20 protein-coding genes are annotated in these 21,694 nt (G+C 56.9%); 19 read left to right on the top strand and 1 reads right to left on the bottom strand.

Annotated elements, in window-relative coordinates:
• Positions 1-296: 296 nt before the first annotated feature.
• The 3 genes from SVU69_02990 (at position 297) to lpdA (ending at position 5,987) form a co-directional block, all read left to right on the top strand.
• Positions 297-3,143 carry a 2-oxoglutarate dehydrogenase E1 component gene (locus SVU69_02990; protein MDY6941964.1) on the top strand — a complete coding sequence of 949 codons (2,847 nt, stop codon included), beginning with the start codon at positions 297-299 and terminating at the stop codon, positions 3,141-3,143.
• Between the two features lie 20 nt (positions 3,144-3,163).
• Positions 3,164-4,459, top strand: coding sequence for a 2-oxoglutarate dehydrogenase complex dihydrolipoyllysine-residue succinyltransferase (odhB, locus tag SVU69_02985; protein MDY6941963.1), 1,296 nt, complete (start codon positions 3,164-3,166; stop codon positions 4,457-4,459).
• Positions 4,460-4,553: 94 nt separating this feature from the next.
• Positions 4,554-5,987: a dihydrolipoyl dehydrogenase gene (gene lpdA / locus SVU69_02980; GenBank protein MDY6941962.1), complete on the top strand. Its 1,434-nt coding sequence runs from the start codon at positions 4,554-4,556 to the stop codon at positions 5,985-5,987.
• Positions 5,988-6,068: 81 nt separating this feature from the next.
• Here lpdA and SVU69_02975 read toward each other — a convergent pair whose 3' ends face one another.
• Positions 6,069-8,192 carry a bifunctional (p)ppGpp synthetase/guanosine-3',5'-bis(diphosphate) 3'-pyrophosphohydrolase gene (locus SVU69_02975; protein ID MDY6941961.1) on the bottom strand — a complete coding sequence of 708 codons (2,124 nt, stop codon included), beginning with the start codon at positions 8,190-8,192 and terminating at the stop codon, positions 6,069-6,071.
• A 137-nt stretch (positions 8,193-8,329) separates the two neighbouring features.
• Between SVU69_02975 and SVU69_02970 the strand changes: the two genes are divergently transcribed.
• The 16 genes from SVU69_02970 to SVU69_02895 all read left to right on the top strand — a co-directional run.
• The gene (locus SVU69_02970; GenBank protein MDY6941960.1) at positions 8,330-8,881 is read left to right on the top strand and encodes a YfaZ family outer membrane protein; all 552 of its coding nucleotides are present in this window, start codon (positions 8,330-8,332) and stop codon (positions 8,879-8,881) included.
• Positions 8,882-8,961: 80 nt separating this feature from the next.
• Complete coding sequence (locus SVU69_02965; protein ID MDY6941959.1) at positions 8,962-9,708, top strand: YebC/PmpR family DNA-binding transcriptional regulator; 747 nt, start codon at positions 8,962-8,964, stop codon at positions 9,706-9,708.
• Positions 9,709-9,727: 19 nt separating this feature from the next.
• On the top strand, positions 9,728-10,219 hold the full coding sequence (gene ruvC, locus SVU69_02960) for a crossover junction endodeoxyribonuclease RuvC (protein MDY6941958.1): 492 nt from the start codon (positions 9,728-9,730) through the stop codon (positions 10,217-10,219).
• Positions 10,216-10,818 carry a Holliday junction branch migration protein RuvA gene (gene ruvA, locus SVU69_02955; GenBank protein MDY6941957.1) on the top strand — a complete coding sequence of 201 codons (603 nt, stop codon included), beginning with the start codon at positions 10,216-10,218 and terminating at the stop codon, positions 10,816-10,818. The genes ruvC and ruvA overlap by 4 nt, the downstream gene beginning before the upstream one ends.
• A 24-nt stretch (positions 10,819-10,842) precedes the next feature.
• The gene (gene ruvB / locus SVU69_02950) at positions 10,843-11,895 is read left to right on the top strand and encodes a Holliday junction branch migration DNA helicase RuvB (protein MDY6941956.1); all 1,053 of its coding nucleotides are present in this window, start codon (positions 10,843-10,845) and stop codon (positions 11,893-11,895) included.
• Between the two features lie 88 nt (positions 11,896-11,983).
• Positions 11,984-13,420: an ATP-binding protein gene (locus SVU69_02945; GenBank protein MDY6941955.1), complete on the top strand. Its 1,437-nt coding sequence runs from the start codon at positions 11,984-11,986 to the stop codon at positions 13,418-13,420.
• Positions 13,417-13,968, top strand: coding sequence for a hypothetical protein (locus SVU69_02940; protein MDY6941954.1), 552 nt, complete (start codon positions 13,417-13,419; stop codon positions 13,966-13,968). Before SVU69_02945 ends, SVU69_02940 begins: the two co-directional genes overlap by 4 nt.
• Positions 13,969-13,987: 19 nt before the next feature.
• Complete coding sequence (locus SVU69_02935) at positions 13,988-15,349, top strand: sigma 54-interacting transcriptional regulator (protein MDY6941953.1); 1,362 nt, start codon at positions 13,988-13,990, stop codon at positions 15,347-15,349.
• Between the two features lie 591 nt (positions 15,350-15,940).
• A complete protein-coding gene (gene ybgC, locus SVU69_02930; GenBank protein ID MDY6941952.1) occupies positions 15,941-16,348 on the top strand; it encodes a tol-pal system-associated acyl-CoA thioesterase in 408 nt (135 codons plus the stop codon).
• Positions 16,338-17,057, top strand: a complete 720-nt coding sequence (tolQ, locus tag SVU69_02925; protein ID MDY6941951.1) for a protein TolQ — start codon at positions 16,338-16,340, stop codon at positions 17,055-17,057. Before ybgC ends, tolQ begins: the two co-directional genes overlap by 11 nt.
• 13 nt (positions 17,058-17,070) lie before the next feature.
• Positions 17,071-17,523 (top strand): protein TolR, encoded by a 453-nt coding sequence (gene tolR, locus SVU69_02920; GenBank protein MDY6941950.1) that lies wholly within the window; start codon positions 17,071-17,073, stop codon positions 17,521-17,523.
• On the top strand, positions 17,520-18,467 hold the full coding sequence (gene tolA, locus SVU69_02915; GenBank protein ID MDY6941949.1) for a cell envelope integrity protein TolA: 948 nt from the start codon (positions 17,520-17,522) through the stop codon (positions 18,465-18,467). Before tolR ends, tolA begins: the two co-directional genes overlap by 4 nt.
• Positions 18,464-19,792, top strand: a complete 1,329-nt coding sequence (gene tolB, locus SVU69_02910) for a Tol-Pal system beta propeller repeat protein TolB (GenBank protein ID MDY6941948.1) — start codon at positions 18,464-18,466, stop codon at positions 19,790-19,792. The genes tolA and tolB overlap by 4 nt, the downstream gene beginning before the upstream one ends.
• 80 nt (positions 19,793-19,872) lie before the next feature.
• A complete protein-coding gene (pal, locus tag SVU69_02905; GenBank protein MDY6941947.1) occupies positions 19,873-20,409 on the top strand; it encodes a peptidoglycan-associated lipoprotein Pal in 537 nt (178 codons plus the stop codon).
• 112 nt (positions 20,410-20,521) lie between these two features.
• A complete protein-coding gene (gene ybgF / locus SVU69_02900; GenBank protein MDY6941946.1) occupies positions 20,522-21,292 on the top strand; it encodes a tol-pal system protein YbgF in 771 nt (256 codons plus the stop codon).
• On the top strand, positions 21,292-21,694 hold a 403-nt coding region (locus SVU69_02895), incomplete at its 3' end, for a radical SAM protein (protein MDY6941945.1). The genes ybgF and SVU69_02895, both read left to right, overlap by 1 nt.

Genomic DNA, 21,694 nt, shown 5'->3' with positions numbered 1-21,694 from the left:
TAAAAGAACATGCGTCAGAGCCTTCGCGAGGCTGAGCCATCGCCCGAACCGCCTGATCCCGTTGCCGGTGACCCGACGCAGCGTGGCTGTTTCGGTCAAGGTTTCGGGGCCGGTCGTGGCGCTGGACGAGAGGCCAAACCTCCCGGTCGTCAATCGATACTCTCCGAATTGTCTTCATTCAGATTTCGTTTCCTTCGCGGCGGCAGGATGCCTCGCCACCACACGCTCCGACCCGTTTTCCAGGCTTTTCATCTCCCGTCTTTTTCTCGCCCACCTTGCCCGACAGGCCGTCATTTATGAGCCAAGAACTCCGTGATAAGTACCGGACTTCGCTGCTTTTCGGTGCGAACGCCGCCTTTATTGAAGCGTACTATGAACAGTACCTGAAAGATCCCGGCTCCATCACGGATCCGAATTGGCGATCGTATTTTCAGGAATTGTCTGAAAGTGGCCAGGCGCCAAGAGACGTTCCACATACCCCTATACAGGAGTCTTTCGCTCAATACGCTCGGCGTAAAACCAATGGTGAGACGGTTACGCAATTGTTGGCGCCCAAGGCGGCTGAACGACAGGCCGCGGTATTGAGATTGATCAATGCCTACCGCGTGCGTGGCCATCAAGCGGCCAAGCTCGATCCGCTGGGTTTGGCCCACGGGCCCGAGATCCCCGACCTCGATCCCAATTTCCATGGATTGGGTGCTGGCGATATGGACTCGGTATTCAATACCGGTTCGTTGTTCGCCGCCGACCGGCTCCCGCTCAGGGAAATCTTGGATATTGTTCGGACCGTTTACACCGGAACTATCGGTTCGGAGTACATGCACATCACCGATACCAACCAAAAGCGATGGATTCAAAAGCGATTGGAAGGTGGTTATCAGCAGTCGACCCTCAATGCCGAGGAGCGGCGCCAGATCATGATGCAGCTGACGGCGGCAGAAGGGATCGAAAAGTATCTTCACACCCGCTATGTGGGGCAAAAACGGTTTTCGTTGGAAGGTGGGGATTCGCTGATTCCGCAGTTGGACGATTTGGTTTCACAGGCCGGCAAGCTGGGGGTCGACGAGGTCTTGATCGGTATGGCCCATCGCGGTCGGCTGAACGTGCTCGTCAACATTTTGGGCAAATCGCCCAAGGAACTCTTCGAAGAGTTTGAAGGCAGACGCAAAGAAAGCCGGTTCTCCGGCGATGTGAAATACCACATGGGTTTTTCATCCGATTTGGATGTGGGTGATCGCCGAGTTCACTTGGTTTTAGCCTTTAATCCTTCGCACCTGGAAATTGTCAATCCGGTGGTTCTGGGATCGGTTCGCGCCCGCCAGCATCGCCGAGGAGATCATTTCGGGGACCGGGTGTTGCCGATTTTGATCCACGGTGATGCCGCGTTTTCCGGCCAAGGCGTGGTGATGGAAGTGCTGAATATGTCCCAATCCCGTGGTTACGGGATTGGCGGCACGGTCCACATCGTGGTGAACAATCAAATTGGTTTTACAACCAGTAACCCGCAAGACGCGCGGTCCACGATGTATTGCACCGACGTCGCCAAGATGGTTCAAGCGCCGATTTTTCATGTCAACGCGGATGACCCCGAAGCGGTGGTTTTCGTCACTCGGTTGGCCCTGGATTTTCGGATGCAGTTCCATCAGGACGTGGTGATCGACCTGGTTTGCTATCGCCGCCAGGGTCATAACGAAGCGGACGAGCCGGCTGTGACGCAGCCCCTGATGTATCAAGCGATCAAGGCTTTGCCCACCGCTCGCGTGCTCTATGGCGAGCGTTTGGTGGAAGCGGGTGAGTTGGCACCGGAGCAGGTCGACGAAATGTGGTCGGCGTATCGGGATGGTTTGGATCAAGGTCGAAACGTTGTGCGCGACAGTGTGCAGATGGTCGGCAATGAATACACTGTAGATTGGTCCGTTTATCAGGACGTGGATTGGGACCATCCGGTGAAGACCCATCTATCCTTGGAACGAATTCGTCGCTTGGCCAAGAAAATGGTCGAGATTCCTGAGGGATTCGAGTTGCACCCGCGCGTCGAACGGATTGTTGACGATCGCCGAAAAATGGCGGCCGGAGCCGGTGCGATCGACTGGGGTTTCGCTGAGACATTAGCGTATGCGTCGCTGTTGACCGAGGGGTATTCGGTTCGACTCAGCGGTCAGGATAGCGGTCGGGGTACGTTTTTTCACCGGCACGCTATTTTTTACAACCAGCATGATGGAGCGGCGTACGCGCCGCTGCAGCACATCAGCGACAAACAAGGCGGTTTCGTCGTTATCGACTCGCTTCTGTCCGAAGAGGGCGTGTTGGGTTTCGAGTACGGTTACGCCACCGCAGACCCCAATACTTTGGTCATTTGGGAAGCGCAGTTTGGCGACTTTGCCAATGGTGCTCAGGTGCTGATCGATCAATTCATCAGCTCCGGGGAAGCCAAATGGCAGCGGCTGTGCGGATTGGTAATGTTCTTGCCCCATGGTTATGAAGGGCAAGGTCCAGAGCATTCCTCCGCTCGGCTGGAGCGCTATTTGCAATTGTGTGCTGAGCACAACATGCAGGTGTGTGTCCCGAGTACGCCGGCTCAAATGTTCCACATGTTGCGCCGGCAGATGATCCGGCCTCTGCGAAAGCCGTTGATCGTCATGACCCCGAAAAGCCTCTTGCGCAAGCGTTTGGCAATGTCTACGTTGGATGCGCTTTCAGAAGGCCATTTTCAAAATGTGATTCTTGACGAAGACGAGCCGACGCGGAGCAAGGTCCGGCGTTTGATATTTTGCAGTGGAAAGGTCTATTTCGATCTGCTGGAGTTCCGGCGGGAGCGCGGTCTGGAGGACGTCGCACTGGTTCGAATCGAACAGCTGTATCCGTTTCCCCATGCGGAATTCGAGCAGGCCTTCGAGACCTACAATCGCGCGAAAGAGATCGTGTGGTGCCAGGAAGAACCCAAGAATCAAGGCGCCTGGTATTACATTGAACACCGTATTCGAAAGGTTATGAAAGCTGCCCAAACTTTGCATTACGTCGGCCGTTTGGCGTCGGCCTCGACGGCAGTGGGTTATTACGACATGCATGTTCAGCAACAGAAGCTGTTGCTGGCCGAGGCCTTGGGTCTCACTGAGAACGACACGCCGGATGCGTCCGCCTGAAGAAACACGCTGGAGCCAAGATGAGTATTGAGGTCAAAGTTCCCAACCTTCCAGAGTCTGTAGAAGACGCCACGGTTGTGACCTGGCATAAGCAAGTCGGGGACGCTGTTGAGCGTGAAGAGAATCTGGTGGATCTTGAGACGGATAAAGTGGTCTTGGAGGTTCCAGCGCCCGCCTCTGGCGTATTAACCGATATCCGTGTCCAGGTCGGCGATGTGGTCAAGGCCGGCGATCTGGTGGCCATCATGTCGGAATCAGGGGCGAAAGGCGCGTCTGCTACCGCCGGCGAAACTGCGGAGTCCGCGGTAGAAGCGAAAGAAGAAAGTGCGCCCCCTCAAGCCCCGGAGCAGACTGCGGCCGCGGTGCCCCCCAGTCCGGCTGTTCGTCGCTTGCTCGAAGAACACGCATTGGATGCCAGTAAGATCACCGGCTCGGGACGCGGTGGCCGTCTGACCAAGGCCGATGTGATGGCCTATCTTCAGAGTAAAGGTGAGGAGAAAAAGGCCGCGCCGCCCGCCGAACCGGCTCCTAAGGCGCCAGCCGTGGCCCCTGAGCCATCGGCACCCGAAACCGTCGCGGCCGCGCCGTCAGCCGATGAAGCGCTGATCGAGCGGGAGCGGTTAGATCAACGGGTGCCCATGACCCGGCTCCGGGCGCGGATTGCCGAGCGTTTGGTTCAGGCGCAACAGACGGCCGCTATTCTGACCACGTTTAACGAAGTCGATCTGGATGCCGTCAACAAGCTGCGCCGGCAATACCGTGACAGCTTTGAAAAGGAGTACGGCGTTCGTTTGGGCTTTATGTCCTTTTTTGTCAAAGCGGCGGTTGAGGCGCTGAAACGCTTTCCGGTCGTGAACGCGTCGGTCGATGGGGACGATGTTGTGTATCACGGCTATTTCGATATCGGGATTGCCGTGTCTTCGCCGCGGGGATTGGTGGTTCCCATCCTGCGCGATGCCGACCGATTGAGTTTCTCGGAGATCGAGAAAAAGATCAGGGATTATGCCGAGAAAGCCCGGGAAGGCGGACTCTCGATGGACGACCTGACCGGCGGTACTTTCAGCATCACCAACGGGGGTGTGTTCGGCTCATTGATGTCAACACCGATCCTCAACCCGCCCCAGAGTGCGATTCTCGGAATGCACAAAATTCAGGAGCGGCCGGTCGTTGTGGATGGGGAGATCGTAATTCGGCCGATGATGTATCTGGCCTTGTCTTATGATCACCGTTTGGTCGATGGGCGTGAGGCGGTTAGTTTCCTGGTCGCCATGAAGTCGTTGCTTGAGGATCCAGCCCGGCTGCTGCTTCAGATCTGACGGCTTTAAAGAGCCCTTGTATCGCGTCGGTATTTGGATGGGACGCTGATGCGGTGTCAAATTATTCTTTAATAAAGAAATGGGTGTTCGAATCATGGCGAAATCCTTCGGCGTAGTGGTGATAGGCGGCGGACCTGCCGGTTACGTGGCGGCGTTGCGTTGCGCCCAGTTGGGGCTGAAAACGGCTTGCATTGATGAGTGGGTGAATCCCGACGGGGAGCATGCGCTAGGCGGCACCTGTTTGAATGCCGGTTGTATTCCTTCAAAAGCGTTGCTGGAATCTTCGGAAATGTATCAGGAGGCGCGATCGGGCTTCGCCGAGCATGGCGTCGTCGTGCCCGAGGTAACGTTGGATCTCGCCCGGATGCAGGCCCGAAAGGCGGGTATCGTAAAAACCTTAACCCAAGGGATCGAGGGCTTAATCAAAACGAACAAAATCAATCACTTGGCTGGGCGCGGCCAACTGGTTTCCAATACCCGCATTGCCTTCACACCCTTGGGTTCCGACCAGGCTGAAGAAATCGAGGCGGAGTTTGTGATTATTGCCAGCGGTTCCAAGCCCACCGAGTTGGCTTCCGCGCCCCTGGACGGAGAGCAGGTCGTCGACTCTTCGGGTGCATTGGAGTTTACCGAGGTACCGAAACGATTGGCTGTGATCGGAGCCGGCGTGATTGGGTTGGAGCTCGGCAGCGTTTGGCGACGGCTCGGTGCGGAAGTTGTGCTATTGGAAGCGCAAAAATCATTCTTATCCATGGCCGACGACGATATCGCGAAACTTGCGATGAAGTCGTTTACCAAACAAGGCTTGGACGTCCGGCTGGGATGTCGGGTCACCGGGGTTAAAACCAGTAAACGCGGTGTGACCGTCGCATACCAAGACGGGCGAGGTAAGGCGCAGGAGTTGAAGGTCGACAAGTTGATCGTCGCCGTCGGCCGACGACCCAACACCGACGGTTTGGCGGCGCCTGAGGCCAATTTAGCGTTGGATGACAAGGGTTACGTGGATATCGACGACGAATGCCGGACTAATTTACCCAACGTCTTTGCCGTCGGTGATGTGGTGCGCGGGCCGATGTTGGCGCATAAGGGTTCGGAAGAAGGTCTGGCCGTGGCTGAGCGGATTGCCGGTCTGCCCGGTCACGTCAATTACGATGTGATTCCATCGGTCTTTTACACGCACCCAGAGGTGGCGTGGGTGGGTAAGACCGAGGCGAGCTTGAAAGCTGCGGGTGTTCCCTACCGCACGGGCAGTTTTCCCTATGCCGCCAGCGGTCGGGCGCAGGCTATGGGAGAATCGGAAGGGCTGGTCAAAATCCTCGCTCACGAAGAAACTGACGAGATTTTGGGGGTCCACATCCTCGGGCATACGGCCTCCGAACTGATTGCCGAAGCCGTCGTTGCCATGGAGTTCCATGCCAGCAGCGAGGATCTTGCGCGTACCATCCACGCTCATCCCACGTTATCCGAAGCATTGCATGAGGCCGCGCTGGCGGTGGACGGTCGGGCGCTGCATATCCGAAATCGATAGATCGCGTCCAGGCGCGCCTTGGGGATGACGGTTTGATTCCGTTCTAGGGCGCGCCGGTGCTGGCTATGATTTCGAGATCCATCAGGGGATCTTGCGCTGTGCGCGCATCACGTTCGGAAAGCGCGAGATTCGATTCAAAATGCCGCTCAACTCAGGGATATCCTGAATCTCCAGCGTCAAATCCATCAACGCGATACCAGAATCTTTGTCAGTGAGCGTATTGGCCCCGAGGACGTTCACCTTCTCATTCGCTAGTAGTACGGTGATATCCCTCAGCAGGCCTGATCGGTCGTAGGCTTCGATTCGAATCGTGACCGGGTAGGTGTGCGTGCGAGAAGCATCGCCCCAACTGACCTCTACGATCCGTCCGGGATGGGTGTCGGTGAGACGGAGCAAGTTGCGGCAATCGCTGCGGTGAACGGTGATCCCCCGGCCCTGAGTGATGTACCCGACAATAGGCTCGGGCGGAACCGGTCGGCAGCAGCGCGCCATGGTGGTGAGCAGGCGGCCGACGCCTTGGACATGGATGCCGCTGGCCTCTGTAACGGCGCGATATGGCGTCGGTGTGGTACTGGGATGTGGTTCCTGGGCGGGTTGCTGAAGGCGTCCGGCGATTTGGTTGGTCGTGATGTCGCCACTGCCAATTGCCGCCAAAAACGCGGGTAACTTGCTGTAGCCGAAGCGTTCGGCCAAGTCTTGATAGGGAATGTCCCGGATACCCAGGCGTTCCAACTCCCGGTCAAGTAAGGCTCGCCCTTGAGTGAGGTTTTGCTGGAAGTCTTCGTGTTTGAACCACTGGCGGACTTTGGAACGCGCACGACTGCTGGTGAGATAACCCAACTGAGGCACCAGCCAGTTTCGGCTCGGGCCGGGTTCTTTTGCGGTAATGATTTCGACCCGGTCACCATTGTTCAGTTTCCGGGTCAGCGGGGCGATTGCGCCGTTCACTCGCGCGCCGCGGCAGCGGTGACCCACGTCGGTGTGGATCGCATACGCGAAATCCAGCGCTGTTGCGCCATTGGGTAAATCGACCACATCACCGTGGGGTGTGATGACATAGACCCGTTCGTAGAGAATTTCCGATTGGAATTGTTCCAGGAACTCACCGGCGTCGGAATTTTCCCGACTCGTTTCCAACAAATGTCGCAACCATTTTATTTTGTCGTCGATGGCATGGCTTCCGGCCGCGCCTTCTTTATAACGCCAGTGTGCCGCGACACCGAACTCCGCTTGTTCATGCATTTCATGGGTACGAATCTGGACCTCCAGAGTCCGACCGCCGGGGCCGATGACGGCCGTGTGCAGAGATTGGTAATAGTTTTCCTTGGGTGAGGCGATGTAGTCGTCGAATTGTCCCGGAATCGGTTGCCAACGCCCGTGGATCACCCCGAGTGCGGCATAACAGGACGCCACATCGTCCACCAAAACGCGCACCGCCCGGACATCGAACAGGGCGTTGAAACTCATCCCCTTGGTTTCCAGTTTCCGCCAAATGCTGTAGATGTGTTTGGGGCGGCCGGTCACGGTCGCTTTGATGTGATGCTCATCGAGCAGGTTTTGCACGATCTGGATCGTGCGTTGAATGTATTGTTCCCGGTCTTGCCGCCGTTCATCCAGCCACTTCGCGACCTTGTGGTAAGTCTCCGGCTGGAGATAACGTAGCGAAAGATCTTCCAGTTGCCACTTGAGTTGCCAAATACCGAGACGACTTGCTAATGGGGCGTATATGTCCAGCGTTTGTTGTGCGAGGTCGTGTTTTACCGCCTCCGGGGCACGCTTAGCCGTCTCCAGCTCATGGAGTTGGTAGCAGAGTTTGATCACGACGACACGGGCGTCTTCCACCATCGCCAGCAGCATCATGCGAACGCGTTCAATTTGTTCATCGGGTCGTTCGGAGTCACGCCCCAAATTGAGTTCGTCCATCACCCGCAGACGAGAAATCCCCTCCATCAGGCTCCACGGCAGCAGTGCCCGATACTCGGTTTCCAACGCTTCCGGTAGTTCGTTGTTTTGCCACAAGGGATACAGACCAGCCGCTAGGATTGCGTCTTCGCCCAAGCCGAGCTCGGCGATCCGTACGGCGGCACTTTGGCCCATTGCGAGCCGCTCCGGATCCACCTCAGTGGTTTCCAAAATTCGGTTGAGTTCGTCGACCGCGCTGGGGTGTGTGCCCGTCGATGCAGGATGTGTGGGGTTTCGTGTCACTATCTTGGCTCGGAAATTGGGGTGCTGAGAGTCCCAAATCCCGTTATGATACTCGCCCAACGATGAGACCTAAAATCTTGCATTGAAACTTCGGAGGATTGTTAATGCGCATCAGGGCTTGGATTGTTGCTACTTTGATGATTTGGGCCACTACTGCGGTCGCCGAACCGAATGTGAGACACACGCTGGATCTTAGTTTCGGTGACGATTCTGCCCGATTTGTCTATGAGGGGCAGCTGTCCCACACCACCACGGGTCCGGTGCTGGTGGACGTGGGTTACTTGTTTGGGGATGAAACCGGTGACCTAGGGCACGTCGGTCTTAAGGTAAAGGGGGACGTGGGTGCCCAGTACCTTCAAGTCGAAGCTGCGTTGGGTGGCACCTTGTTCTGGGCCCAACCTGACGAGGTGGACGAAGACGGCGGTGCTTTGGCTCTGACCGGCGAAGTTTATATCGTTCCCCCGCAGGCCACGCGGCTTAGAATCGTTGGCGAACTTCATTACGCGCCCAGTGTGTTGTCATTCAATGGTGCTGACGAGTTTTACGAGGTTGGCGCCCGTGTTGAGTATGAGGTCTTACAGCAGGCGCGCGTTTACGGCGGTTATCGTGTGGCCCGAATGGAATTCGACGATGCCGGTTCCGTCGATTTGGACGATGGGTTTCATATCGGCTTGAACATTTCGTTCTAAGCCGGGTTTGGCTGAATTGGTCGCAAAAGGCTGGGATATCTGGTTTAAGTTTTCTCACATACACGGGTTAGGCAAGGGTCATGGCGGGACATAGCAAATGGGCGAATATTCAGCATAGAAAGAATGCCCAGGATGCCAAGCGTGGCAAGTTATTTACCAAGTTGATACGTGAGATCACGGTCGCGGCGAGACATGGGGGCGGTGATCCCGGCAGTAATCCCCGGCTGAGATTGGCCGTCGACAAGGCTTTCGGGGCCAATATGAGCAAAGACACTGTCGATCGCGCGATCAAGCGCGGCAGTGGTGATCTCGATGGCCAGGTCTTGGAGGAAGTTCGTTATGAGGGCTATGGGCCTAACGGCGTGGCCGTAATGGTCGATTGCTTAACCGACAATCGCAATCGAACCGTGGCCGAGGTTCGCCACGCCTTCACCAAATTGGGTGGCAACCTTGGCGCTGATGGTTCGGTTGCCTATCTGTTCAGCCGTACCGGCGTGTTGTCTTATCCGGCCGGCACGGATCACGATGCGGTCCTGGAAGCCGCACTGGAAGCCGGCGCCGACGATGTAGTGCGTAACGAAGACGGCTCGGTTGACGTGTTGGTGGCCCCGGAGGAGTACGAGGTCGCCAAGCAGGCTATGGTGGACGCGGGCTGGGCGCCTGAATTGGCGGAGGTGACGGAGCGGCCGTCGACCTCGGTGACCTTGTCCGCCGATGATGCCACGACCATGCTGAAGCTTTTGGACAAGCTTGAGGATTTGGATGACGTGCAAAACGTCTATTCCAATGGGGATATACCGGAAGACGTCCTTGAAAGCCTTCAATAATCGGGGGCGATGCTAAGTTATGTCGCGCATACTGGGAATCGATCCGGGTTCCCGTATCACCGGCTTTGGCGTCATAGAACGCGGGTCGGCGGGTCGACATCGGTACCTCGCCAGTGGTTGCATTCGATTGGACGGCAGTGATGTGGTCGACCGGCTGTCCTTGCTGTTTCGGCGCATGACGGAAGTCATGGACGAATATCGGCCGGACGAAGTCGGTATCGAAAAAGTGTTCGTCAATCGCAACGTAGACAGCGCGCTTAAACTGGGACAGGCCAGGGGCGTGGTCCTGTGTGTGGCGGGTTTACGGCAACTACGGGTGGCCGAGTACGCGCCCCGCTTTGTTAAGCAGACGGTGGTTGGAACCGGGGCGGCCACTAAGACTCAGGTTCAACACATGGTCACAACGTTGCTGGGGCTTTCGGGAACGCCACAAGCCGACGCTGCGGATGCTCTGGCCGTCGCGGTTTGTCATGCCAATACTCAGCGGCTTGCGGAGCGTTTGTCGGGATGATCGGTTTATTGCGTGGCCAAGTGCTCGAGATTGCAACACCCATCGTACTGCTCGACGTGGCTGGTGTGGGGTATGAGGTCGAAGTCCCTTCCTCCACGCTTGAGCGACTGCCCGTCGCGGGCGAGGAAGTGCTGTTGTTCACCCACTTGGCAGTTCGCGAAGATGCCATGACCCTCTATGGATTTCACAGCCGTGCCGAAAGAACCCTGTTCCGGGAGCTGGTTCGTGTGTCCGGCGTAGGGGCCAAACTGGCCCTGAATCTGCTTTCCGGTATGAGTGTTGATGTCTTCGTGGATTGTATTCGGCGGGGTGACACGGCGGCATTGGTTAAACTGCCGGGGGTGGGAAAGAAAACCGCCGAACGTCTCCTGGTGGAAATGCAGGACCGATTGGAGCTCGGTGAGTGGACCGATGTTAAGTCTCCTACCATGCCAGAATCACACGCGCCGGCCATGGATCCAATAGCCGAGGCCCACGGAGCGCTGATCGCGCTGGGATACAAGCCGAACGAAGCCACCCGACTGTTACATAGCCTGGAAACGGCGGGATTGGGTAGCGAGGAAATTATCCGACTGGCGTTGAAGTCCACCTTTCAGTGATCTTTCCGGATTTGAAATCTGCTCATGAGTATTGAAAAAGATCGTATCGTCGCCTCCGCCGCCCAGCAGGGCGACGATGCGGTGGATCGGGCGATTCGCCCCCGCCGGCTTGCCGATTATGTCGGTCAGGCTCCGGTTCGTGAGCAGATGGAAATCTTTATTACCGCGGCTCGGCAACGTCATGAGGCGCTGGATCATGTGTTGTTGTTCGGCCCGCCCGGTCTAGGCAAGACCACCTTGGCCCATATCATCGCCCATGAGTTGGGGGCGGACCTGCGGCAGACATCCGGTCCGGTTTTGGAACGCGCGGGTGACTTGGCGGCGATTTTGACCAGCCTGGAGCCCGGAAACGTCTTGTTCGTCGATGAGATTCATCGTCTCAGCCCGGTGGTCGAGGAAATTCTCTATCCCGCGATGGAAGACTATCAGCTGGACATCGTCATCGGCGAAGGTCCGGCGGCGCGTTCGATCAAGCTGGAATTACCGCCGTTTACCCTGGTCGGTGCGACCACTCGGGCCGGATTGTTGACTTCGCCGCTGCGCGACCGATTCGGTATCGTTCAGCGTCTCGAATACTATACCGTCAGTGAGTTAACACACATTGTCCGGCGCTCCGCGTCCATACTCGGCGTGGAAATGGACGAAGGTGGTGCGGTGGAGATCGCGCGTCGATCTCGGGGAACCCCGCGGGTAGCCAACCGTCTTCTGCGCCGGGTGCGGGACTTCGCCCAGGTCAAGGGCAGTGGATATGTCGACCGTGATACAGCAGATCGGGCCATGAATCTTCTGGATGTGGACACTCACGGCTTGGATATGATGGATCGCAAACTGTTGCTGTGTCTGCTTGAGCGTTTTGATGGTGGGCCCGTCGGTATCGATAGTCTGGCGACCGCCATCAGCGAGGAACGCGGAACGCTTGAAGACGTGATCGAACCCTATTTGATCCAACAAGGCTTTATGCAGCGAACGCCCCGAGGCCGCATTGCCACCTCGAGCGCTTATGTGCACTTCGGGATAAAGCGAAACGGGCCGCCTGGTCGTGATGACTCACCGGGGCCGCTATTCGATGCCGATTGACCCGCATGGCCATCAGCCGATCTTGGCGACCGGCTGCTCACGTGCCCCGGTGCGTTGGGTGTCGAACCTCGGCTAGGGGCGATTACCGATGACTATCCGCACAGGGTCAATTGTCCGACTCATTTTGTACGGATTCGCGTTCGTCTTCCTGCCTTTGATCGTGGCGGTCGGTTATGCGGTGAGTTATGTCGGTACCTTATCCGACCAAAGCCGATTTGCCGTTTATCAGTCCATGCAGGCCAGCCAGAACAGCCGCTTGTTGGCAGAACAAGTGACGGCGATGGAGCGCAATGTTCGTCAATATCTGGTGTTGTCTGATGCCGAGCTGTTTGCTGCCTATGAGGCCAGTCGTTCCGAGTTCCAAAAAAGTATCGACGCACTCCAGGCCTTGGCGTTGGATCAGTCGCTACGCGGCCAAGTAACCGAACTGGGAACATACGAAAACGAAACCTACCTCCGTTTGCGATCAGAACGCCGTCCTGTGCGGGATGTGGAGGTCACGGCGATGTTCTCTCGTTTGATGGACATGTCACGGGCCGTCTTTGTCGGTAGCAGCAAAATGATTGACCGTGAGGTTGAGATTCTTCAGGCGACGGCCACCCGGGCGAGGCAAACTTTTCTCTGGATCGCGGCCGGCTTGGTGTCCTTGGCTGTTTTTTCCGCGATCGTGTTTCCGGTGCTGATATCTCGCCCGATCCGGCAAGTCGAAAGAGCGATTCGCGACTTGGGCGACGGCAACTTCGATCATCCCATTCGGGTCACCGGCCCAAGAGACGTTGAAGGATTGGGTGAGCGATTGGATTGGTTGCGCCTTCGATTGATTGAGTTAGAAGGGCAGAAAACCCGATTTCTCCGTCATATGTCCCATGAATTGAAAACGCCGTTGACGGCCATCCGAGAGGGGGGGCAGCTGTTAAAGGATGCGGTGGCAGGCCCGCTAAATCGCGAACAGCGGGAGATTGTGGATATTCTCACCCGCAGCAGTGTGAATTTACAGGGGCTGATCGAGAATTTATTGAATTTCAGTATGGCGCAATCGCAAACGCCCCGACTCAATCTCAAGGATATAGACCTCAAATCCCTTGTGAGCGAAGTCGTGCAAAATCACAAACCGGCCATACTGAGTAAAACCTTACGCGTTGAGGTGATATTGGAGCCAGTGAAAGCCCATGCCGATGAAGACAAGTTGAGGACCGTCATCGACAATCTGATCGCCAATGCCATCAAGTTTTCGCGTACCGCGGGCCAAGTTGGCATTCGCTTGACGGAGGAACACGGACGGGCCGTACTGGATGTGGTGGATCAGGGGCCGGGTATTGATCCGGCGGATCGCGAAAAGGTGTTCGATGCCTTTTACCAGGGTCCCCAACTGGCGCAGGCGTATGTCAAAGGATCGGGTTTGGGACTGTCAATCTCCAGAGAATACATGCGTGTCCACAACGGGAATCTCGAAGTGGTCGTGCATGAAGGGCCGGGTGCCTGGATGCGCGCGGTGTTGCCCCTGCCGGACGAGGATACGAAATGAAAGGGTTAAGGGCCGCATGGGTGGTCGGGATGCTGATGGTACTGACCGCATGCATGATGGCGCCGCCCCGTTCGGCGCCGCCGGCACACGAAACGTCGCCAGCGCAGCCGGAGAAGCCAGCGAAGGCCATCAGTCATAAGGGGCCGGAGTTTGCCGCGGAGGAGCTCATTGTCCTGTACCGTGACGTGTTGCTGTTGGAAACCGGCGCCGCGGTCGAGCTTTACCGCGCCCAAACGCGCTTCGGCTTGCCGACGGACTGTTCCCGCGAAGCGTTCATGGTTGCCATGTTGCTAACGCGAGCCGATGTGGTGGCACAAGCACCACCGCGGGGGGCCGGATTGCTGCGCGCGTGCCAGATGCCCGGAGAGGTGTTGTCGCCGGGTGTCGCAGAACTGGTCTCGATTTTGCAAAGTCTGAAAAGACGCGCCGCTTACGATGTCACCAGAGAACAGCAACTGCTCGATCTGATCGAGCAACAAAAGCAGCAAATCGAGGCACTCAAAGACATTGAACGCAGAATTCAAACACGCGATCGCTCGCAGCCGTGAGTTGAACAGCGGAGGTCATGTGTCGACGGGTAAAAAAATACTGTTGGTAGATGACGACACCGGCTTGTTGCGGTTGCTCTCGCTGCGGCTGCGCTCGTCGGGCTATGACGTGGCGACGGCGGAAAGCGGAGAAGAAGCCTTAGGTTTACTCGCCGCTTTTCGGCCGCACTTGGTCATCACGGATTTGCGTATGGACGGAATGGATGGTTTGGTTTTATTCGATCACATTCGCAAAGGCCGCCCGCTGTTACCTGTCATCATTCTTACCGCGCACGGGTCGATTCCCGAAGCGGTTACGGCCACCAAAAACGGCGTCTACGGATTTCTGACCAAGCCGTTTGACAGTCAGGCCTTGCTTGATCATGTCCATGATGCCCTCGCTGTGACCGGTGGTAGCGGCCCTGAGCCGACGGCGAAGGACGAAGCCTGGCGCAGTGAAATGGTCAGTCGAAGTTTGGTGATGGAGGACGTCCTCAATCGTGCCAAGCGTGTTGCCGCCACCGATGCCAGTGTTTTGATCGAAGGTGAGAGCGGGACGGGCAAAGAGCTGCTGGCGCGCGCCATACATAAAGCCAGCACAAGGGCATCCGGCCCATTCGTGGCCGTTAATTGTGGGGCGATCCCTGAATCGCTGCTGGAGTCGGAATTGTTCGGGCACCGCAAGGGCTCGTTTACCGGTGCCACCCAAGACCATGAGGGCTTGTTTTGTTCCGCGGAAGGCGGGACCGTGCTGTTGGATGAAATTGGTGATATGCCCTTGGCCTTGCAGGTCAAGCTATTACGCGTTCTGCAAGAACGGCAAGTCCGACCCGTTGGGTCCACATCCACGGTAGCGGTCGATGTTCGGGTGATTTCGGCCACCCATCGCGATTTGGAGAAGGAAATTGAGGCCAGTCGGTTTCGCGAAGATTTGTTCTATCGTTTGAATGTCGTGACGCTGACCTTGCCCTCCTTAGAGGAGCGCCGCGAAGACATTCCGCTATTGGCAAACCATTTTCGCGATCTGCTGGCGAAGCGTTATGAGAAGCAAGTCAGCGGATTTGCCGCGGACGCCATGGAAACTCTGGTCACTGCCAATTGGTCGGGCAACGTGCGACAGCTTTTCAATGTCGTGGAGCAATCAGTCGCTTTGGCGACCACATCGAGTATTCCCGCTGCGCTAATCCAGCAAGCATTGCGGGGAAAAAGCGGTGAGTTGATCCCATTAGCTGATGCCCGAAAGCATTTCGAGCGAGACTATCTGACCCGCTTGCTTCATATGACTCAGGGCAACGTGACCCAAGCGGCACGCTTGGCCGGCCGAAACCGCACCGAGTTTTACAAACTGCTCAATCGCCACAAGCTCGATCCAGCCCATTTCAAATCCGTTAACCTCGATTAGTGTCTCCAAATGGCGACAGCCATAAAACCCCACCTTTTCATGGTCTTATCTTAACAGCGCGGCAGAGCCGTCGCTTATTGGCGACAGATTTTCATGCGCGCCGGCTGCAATAGTGACCGTGGCTTAACGTAACTGCCTGTTTTTAGGTTGCCGAAGGGAGTTGGCCCGACAATTGCTTCATGATTTGCATGAAGCGAATTGCCGGCACTTGGGTGGCATGGAGAATGACGAGAATTCAGCTCACGCAGTAGCCGAGGGATCTGGACCGTAGAACGAGCATTGGCCGACCGCCCAAGGTAACGGCCCGGTCGAAACGACTCCCCCCCTTGTTGGCCCTCCTTGTGAGGGCCTTTTTTTTGCAGGGGGACGCCATGACAAGGCTTCAGCGCCAGTTTATAGTAAGGCGCCCACCTGTGTTGGGCGCGATCAGAAGATATTAGTGGTATCCGCGCGGTGTCAGTTTCCTGGCGGGCTCGACTTTTTTCCCCGCATCAAGGTTTCGTACCTTGGGCGTGAGGTTAAGAGCCCGGGTTCCGTCTATGTCGTTGGACGGTCCGGGTTCAGTGGGCTTCGTTTGAATGATTGGGGTTCGTGTTGAAGGAATTTCATTGGCCGGTTCGGGTCTATTATGACGATACCGACGCTGGCGGCATTGTCTATCATGCCAACTATCTGAAAATGATGGAGCACGCCCGCACCGAATGGCTGCGTCAGTTGGGTTTTGAGCAGGATCGCTTGCTGGCGGAACAGAACAGGGTTTTTACGGTCGTCTCGTTGGAAGTGAATTATTTGAAACCCGCTCGATTCAACGATGCGTTAATCGCAACGGCCAGCGTAGGATCGATACGGCCGGCACGTTTGCAGTTTCACCAAGAAGTTCGCCGTGGCGATGCTGTGTTATGCAAGGCCGGAGTGTGGATTGCCTGTCTTAAACACCCTGACATGAAACCGGTCAGATTGCCCCTGCGTTTGGTTGAGGAGCTTACCAATGGCCCCTGAGGTCTCGATTCTTTCGTTGGTTCTTGCGGCCAGTCCGCTGGTCAAAGGCGTGATGGGCCTTTTGTTGCTGATTTCGATTTACTCGTGGTACGCCATTCTCACCAAGCGTGCGCAACTGTCGAAAATGCGGAGTCAGTATAAGGCGTTCGAACAACGTTTTTGGTCGGGTATTGAACTGGGGGAGTTATATCGCCAAACGAGCCGGGAGCGTGTTCGGGAAGGCATGGCCGCATTGTTTGTCGCGGGGTTCGGTGAGTTCCTGCGGGTTCGTCAGCTCTCGTCGCCTGGTCCCGAAGATCAAGTGGAAGGCGCCATGCGCGCCATGCGTGCCGCCCAGCTACGTGAATTGGAACGCTTGGAGACCCACCTGCCGACCTTGGCGACCATCGGGTCGACCAGTCCTTATATTGGTTTGTTCGGAACGGTATGGGGGATTATGACTTCCTTCCAGGGACTGGCGGGCGCCCAGCAAGCGACCTTGAGTATGGTGGCGCCGGGGATTGCCGAGGCACTCATCGCGACGGCTATGGGGTTGTTTGCCGCGATTCCGGCTGTTGTGGCCTACAACCGTTTTAGCGCGGAAATGGACCGGGTCGACAGCGGTTTGGACGGTTTTCGCGATGAATTTTCCAACATTTTGCAGCGGCACGTCGGCGTCACCGTAGATGCAACGCCGAAATCGACAGTCAAGCAACCCGTGATCCGCTAGAGGATTGGAATCAATGCGCCAAGGAGCTCGCAAACGTCGTTTCATGGGCGAGATGAACGTCGTTCCCTATATCGACGTCATGCTGGTGTTACTGATTATCTTTATGATCACAACGCCTTTGTTATCCCGTGGTGTCGAAGTTGATCTGCCCCAAGCCGATGCCCAACCGTTGACGCTGGAAGATATCGAAACCCAAGAGCCGATTATCTTAACCGTGGATGCCGAAGGTCGGTTCTACTTGAGTCTATTGGACAATCCCCAATCGCCGGTGGATGTCGAGATCATTCTAACCAGCGTCTCCCGAGCATTGCGGGAGCGGCCCGATACGCCGGTCTTGGTACAGGGTGACAATCAAGTGCCTTATGGCAGCGTGGTGACGGCCATGGTGGTACTACAGCAAGCCGGGGCGCCCAGTGTGGGGTTGATGACCGAGCCACCCGAACAGATTGATTTGACCACGCCGTGAAAAAGCGCTTACGGGGTTTGGGCGACAAACGCTGGTTGATCGTCTCTGTTGTTTTGCACCTGATTGTGTTGGTGTTTTTGTTCGTGGAGTTTCGCCCGCGGCCGGTGCCGGTTCCGCGCGCCCATGAGATCGCCGTCGTGCAGGCAACGGTGATCGACAAGCGCAAAATCGATGCTGAGCGAGAAGCGCGGCGTTTGGCCGAAGCGGAGGCCAAACGCAAGGCGGCGGAAGAAGCCCGTTTACAGGCCGAAGCGGAAGCCAAGCGTAAGGCTGCGGAAGAGGCACGTCGGAAGGCCGAAGCGGAGGCCAAACGTAAAGCCGAGGAACAAGCCCGTCTTAAGGCCGAAGCCGAAGCTAAACGCAAAGCCGAGGAACAAGCGCGCCTAAAGGCGGAAGCGGAGGCCAAACGCAAGGCGGCGGAAGAAGCGCGTCGGAAGGCCGAAGCGGAGGCCAAACGTAAAGCCGAGGAACAAGCCCGTCTTAAGGCCGAAGCCGAAGCTAAACGCAAAGCCGAGGAACAAGCGCGCCTAAAAGCGGAAGCGGAGGCCAAACGCAAGGCGGCGGAAGAAGCGCGTCTCAAGGCGGAAGATGAGGCGCGTCGGCAGGCGTTGCAGGAGCAACTTGCGCGCGAGGAACAAGCTCGCCAACAGGCCAAGCTGAGTCGAGACCGAGATATTTACGTTGATGCGATTCGGCAGAAGGTTGAGCGCAGCTGGTTGCAGCCACCGGGCGAACTCGGCGCAATCACCTGCGAAGTCAGCGTGACCCAACTGCCCAGTGGCGAGGTCGTTCGAGCGCAGGTGGTCACCAGTTGTGGGTCGGCGGCTTTGGATCAGTCGGTGGAGGATGCGGTTTTTCGGGCGTCGCCTTTGCCGACACCCCCCGATCCGCGGCTGTTCGAGCGCGAAATCAGATTTATCTTCAGGCAGGGGAGTTTGCAGTGAAAAATTGTCGAGCCAGTGCCGTCCTCGCGATCGTGTTGGCGTTAGTCAGCACTGCGGCCTTCGGGGCTCTGAGGATCGAAATTACCCAAGGCGTGAGTGGCGCCTTACCGATTGCGGTCGTCCCATTTCAGGGCGGAGCGTCGGCCCCTGGGGTTCCCGTGGATCAAATCATTGCGGCCGACTTGGCTCGAAGCGGACGTTTTTCGCTCCTTCCCGAGCGCGAGTTGCCTCAGTTTCCCCGCGATGCCGATGGCGTGAATTTCGCGCTTTGGCGCACAGCGGGTGTCGATCACTTGGTGGTGGGTGAGGTGATCCCCACCGGCAATGCGCAATTTGCCGTGGAATTTAGGCTGTTTGATGTGTTGCGGGGTCAATCCATTGCGGCGTATCGCATTCCGGTGTCGGAGGCGGAAATCCGGACCGCTGCCCACCAGGTCAGCGACATCATCTATGAAAAACTGATTGGAGAGCCCGGGGCGTTCAATACGCGAATCGCCTACGTGAGCGCACTGAAACGTCCGAAGAAGGGCGAGCAGGGCGAGTATCGATTAATGGTTGCGGATGCCGATGGTGCCAACTCCCGGACCATCGTGCGTTCCACTGAACCGCTGATGTCACCGAGCTGGTCGGCGGATGGTACGCATTTGGCCTATGTCTCGTTCGAAGGGCGGCGTTCACGGATTTTCGTGCAAGAAATGGCAACCGGAAAGCGCCGCGAACTCTCGTCCAGGCCTGGGATCAACGGTGCGCCTGCCTGGTCCCCAGACGGCAAAACGCTGGCGGTGGCGCTCTCCAACGGCGCTCACACGGATTTATACCTGATTGACAGTGAGAGTGGACAGGTGCTTCGCCAGCTGACACGAGGCGGCTCAATTGACACCGAGCCGGATTTCTCACCCGATGGGAAGCGAATCGCGTTTACATCTGATCGCGGGGGACGCCCTCAGATCTATGAGCTGGAACTGTCGGACGGCTCAATGCGCCGGCTGACATTCGAGGGTAATTACAATGCGCGTCCCCGCTACAGCTCAGACGGAAAATACTTGGCGGTGGTTCACGGCAGTGGTGGACGGTATTCCATCGCCGTTTTGGACAGAGCCAACCGCTCACTCCGGGTTTTAAGCGACGGACCGTTGGATGAGTCCCCCAGTTTTTCTCCCAACGGCGCCATGATTATCTATGCCAGCGATTATCAGCGGGCCGGTGTCTTATCCACAGTTTCTTTTGACGGACGAGTGCGGCAGCGTTTGGCGGGCGACGGTGATGTACGTGAAGCGGCATGGTCGCCGTTTCGGCAAAAGCCAACTAATCGGGCAGATGAGTGAACCGTTTTTCGAATGGGGCATCCGTCCTACTTCGAGATATCCACATTGGGTAGATACAAGACTTCCATTAGGAGCGTAACATGCAAAATTTATTGAAAATCGCGGTATTGTCGTTGGCGGCGCTGCTGCTCGCCGCGTGTGCCACCACGCCTGAAAGCGAGATTACAACGCCAAGCGAGGGCGATTCGGATTCGGGGTGGGCGGAAACCACCGGCGTGGACACAGATGCCGGTTTGAGCCCGGAAGAACTCGCTGCACAAGCCATGCAGCAGGCTCAACAAGAACTGGAATCATTGTCGATTTACTTTGCCTTCGACAGCAGCGTGGTTGCATCTGAGTACATGCAGGCGATTGATGCGCACGCGGACTATCTACTCACACACGACGGCGTCACGGTGACCCTCGAAGGTCATACCGACGAGCGCGGCTCTCGGGAGTACAACGTGGGTTTAGGTAACCGACGAGCCGATGCGGTCAAGCGTTTGTTAATCGCGCGGGGCGTAGCCGAGTCCCAGGTTACCACGGTCAGCTTCGGTGAAGAAAAACCGGCGGATTGGGGGACGGGTGAAGTGGCATGGGCCAAGAATCGTCGTGTCGACTTCTTGTATTCGCGCTAAGATAATGTCTTTGATTTCATGAGTCTCGGCGTCGCCGGCGACGAAAGCCCGTTTTTCGTCGCCGGTTGATTTCGTACTCTCCGGCCAAGCGGTTATTAGGTGCACATAACGGATGTCAGTGAAGACGAAAATGCTTAAATATTTCATCACGCTCGCTTGTGCCGTTGTTTTAACAGGCTGCGCGACCTTCCCTGCCGCGGATGGGCAAAAACCGTTGCCAGAGCGTGTCAATGACTTAGAAGCGCGTTTGGCGGAACTTGAGCGGCAGTTGGAAGCACGCCAACAGCTCGGTTTGGTCAACGATATGGCCCAGGTGACTGAGCAGCAGCGGGTGCTTACCGGGCGGGTGGATGAGCACGGTCACGAACTGCAAAAACAAACGCAGCGCCAGCGCGACATGTATGCGGATCTCGATCGTCGTCTTCAGGTGTTGGAAGGCGGCGCAGCCTCCCAATCGGCGCCCACCGATACGGTTGGTCAGATCGATGGAAGCGAAGAACAGGCCTATGAAGCGGCATTCAATATGCTTAAAGAGGGTCGTTATACCCAGGCGGCAGACGCGTTTGCGCAGTTCATTCGCCAATATCCGCAAAGCCGATATGCTGGCAACGCTCAATATTGGCTGGGCGAAGCAAAGTATGTCACCCGGGATTTTGACACTGCATTGGCCGAGTTCGAGCGGGTCGTCCAGGGTTTTCCGAAAAGTGCCAAGGTCCCGGATGCGTTGCTCAAGATCGGCTATATCCACTACGAAAAGTCTCAGTGGAAGTCCGCTCAGGCCTACCTGGAACAAGTGATTCGGGATCATCCGGGCAGTAGCGCCGCCGATTTGGCCCGCCAGCGCTTGGGACAGATGCGCCGCGAGGGACGCCTGCCAAGTTGATGGCGGCTGGTCTTTCGGAACCCAAACATTCGCGTTTGCGCCTAACCGAGATTTTTCTCTCGTTGCAGGGAGAGTCCCGCACGGTCGGCGTGCCTACGGTGTTCGTTCGATTGACGGGGTGCCCGTTACGCTGTGGTTACTGCGATACAGCGTACGCTTTCCATGGCGGTCAGTGGTTTTCACTCGATCAAATTATGGAGCGTGTGGCCAGTTACGGCGTTCGTCATGTCACGGTGACCGGTGGCGAGCCATTGGCGCAGAAAGCCTGTGCCGAATTGCTTCATCGCCTGTGTGAGGCTGACTATACGGTATCGCTGGAAACCTGCGGGGCGTTGTATTTTGCCCACCTGGATCCTCGGGTCAGTCGAGTGGTTGATATCAAAACGCCCGCATCGGGAGAAG

The organism is Pseudomonadota bacterium, from assembly GCA_034189865.1.
GTDB lineage: Bacteria > Pseudomonadota > Gammaproteobacteria > UBA5335 > UBA5335 > JAXHTV01.
This window is presented reverse-complemented; position numbering and strand designations above follow the sequence as displayed.

Coding starts and splice junctions, on each gene's coding strand:
- SVU69_02940 (MDY6941954.1), top strand. CDS start 13,417: ATGAAAGGGTTAAGGGCCGCATGGGTGGTCGGGATGCTGATGGTACTG.
- tolQ (MDY6941951.1), top strand. CDS start 16,338: ATGGCCCCTGAGGTCTCGATTCTTTCGTTGGTTCTTGCGGCCAGTCCG.
- ruvB (MDY6941956.1), top strand. CDS start 10,843: ATGAGTATTGAAAAAGATCGTATCGTCGCCTCCGCCGCCCAGCAGGGC.
- ybgF (MDY6941946.1), top strand. CDS start 20,522: ATGTCAGTGAAGACGAAAATGCTTAAATATTTCATCACGCTCGCTTGT.
- pal (MDY6941947.1), top strand. CDS start 19,873: ATGCAAAATTTATTGAAAATCGCGGTATTGTCGTTGGCGGCGCTGCTG.
- SVU69_02970 (MDY6941960.1), top strand. CDS start 8,330: ATGATTTGGGCCACTACTGCGGTCGCCGAACCGAATGTGAGACACACG.
- SVU69_02945 (MDY6941955.1), top strand. CDS start 11,984: ATGACTATCCGCACAGGGTCAATTGTCCGACTCATTTTGTACGGATTC.
- odhB (MDY6941963.1), top strand. CDS start 3,164: ATGAGTATTGAGGTCAAAGTTCCCAACCTTCCAGAGTCTGTAGAAGAC.
- ruvC (MDY6941958.1), top strand. CDS start 9,728: ATGTCGCGCATACTGGGAATCGATCCGGGTTCCCGTATCACCGGCTTT.
- tolR (MDY6941950.1), top strand. CDS start 17,071: ATGCGCCAAGGAGCTCGCAAACGTCGTTTCATGGGCGAGATGAACGTC.
- lpdA (MDY6941962.1), top strand. CDS start 4,554: ATGGCGAAATCCTTCGGCGTAGTGGTGATAGGCGGCGGACCTGCCGGT.
- SVU69_02965 (MDY6941959.1), top strand. CDS start 8,962: ATGGCGGGACATAGCAAATGGGCGAATATTCAGCATAGAAAGAATGCC.
- SVU69_02990 (MDY6941964.1), top strand. CDS start 297: ATGAGCCAAGAACTCCGTGATAAGTACCGGACTTCGCTGCTTTTCGGT.
- ruvA (MDY6941957.1), top strand. CDS start 10,216: ATGATCGGTTTATTGCGTGGCCAAGTGCTCGAGATTGCAACACCCATC.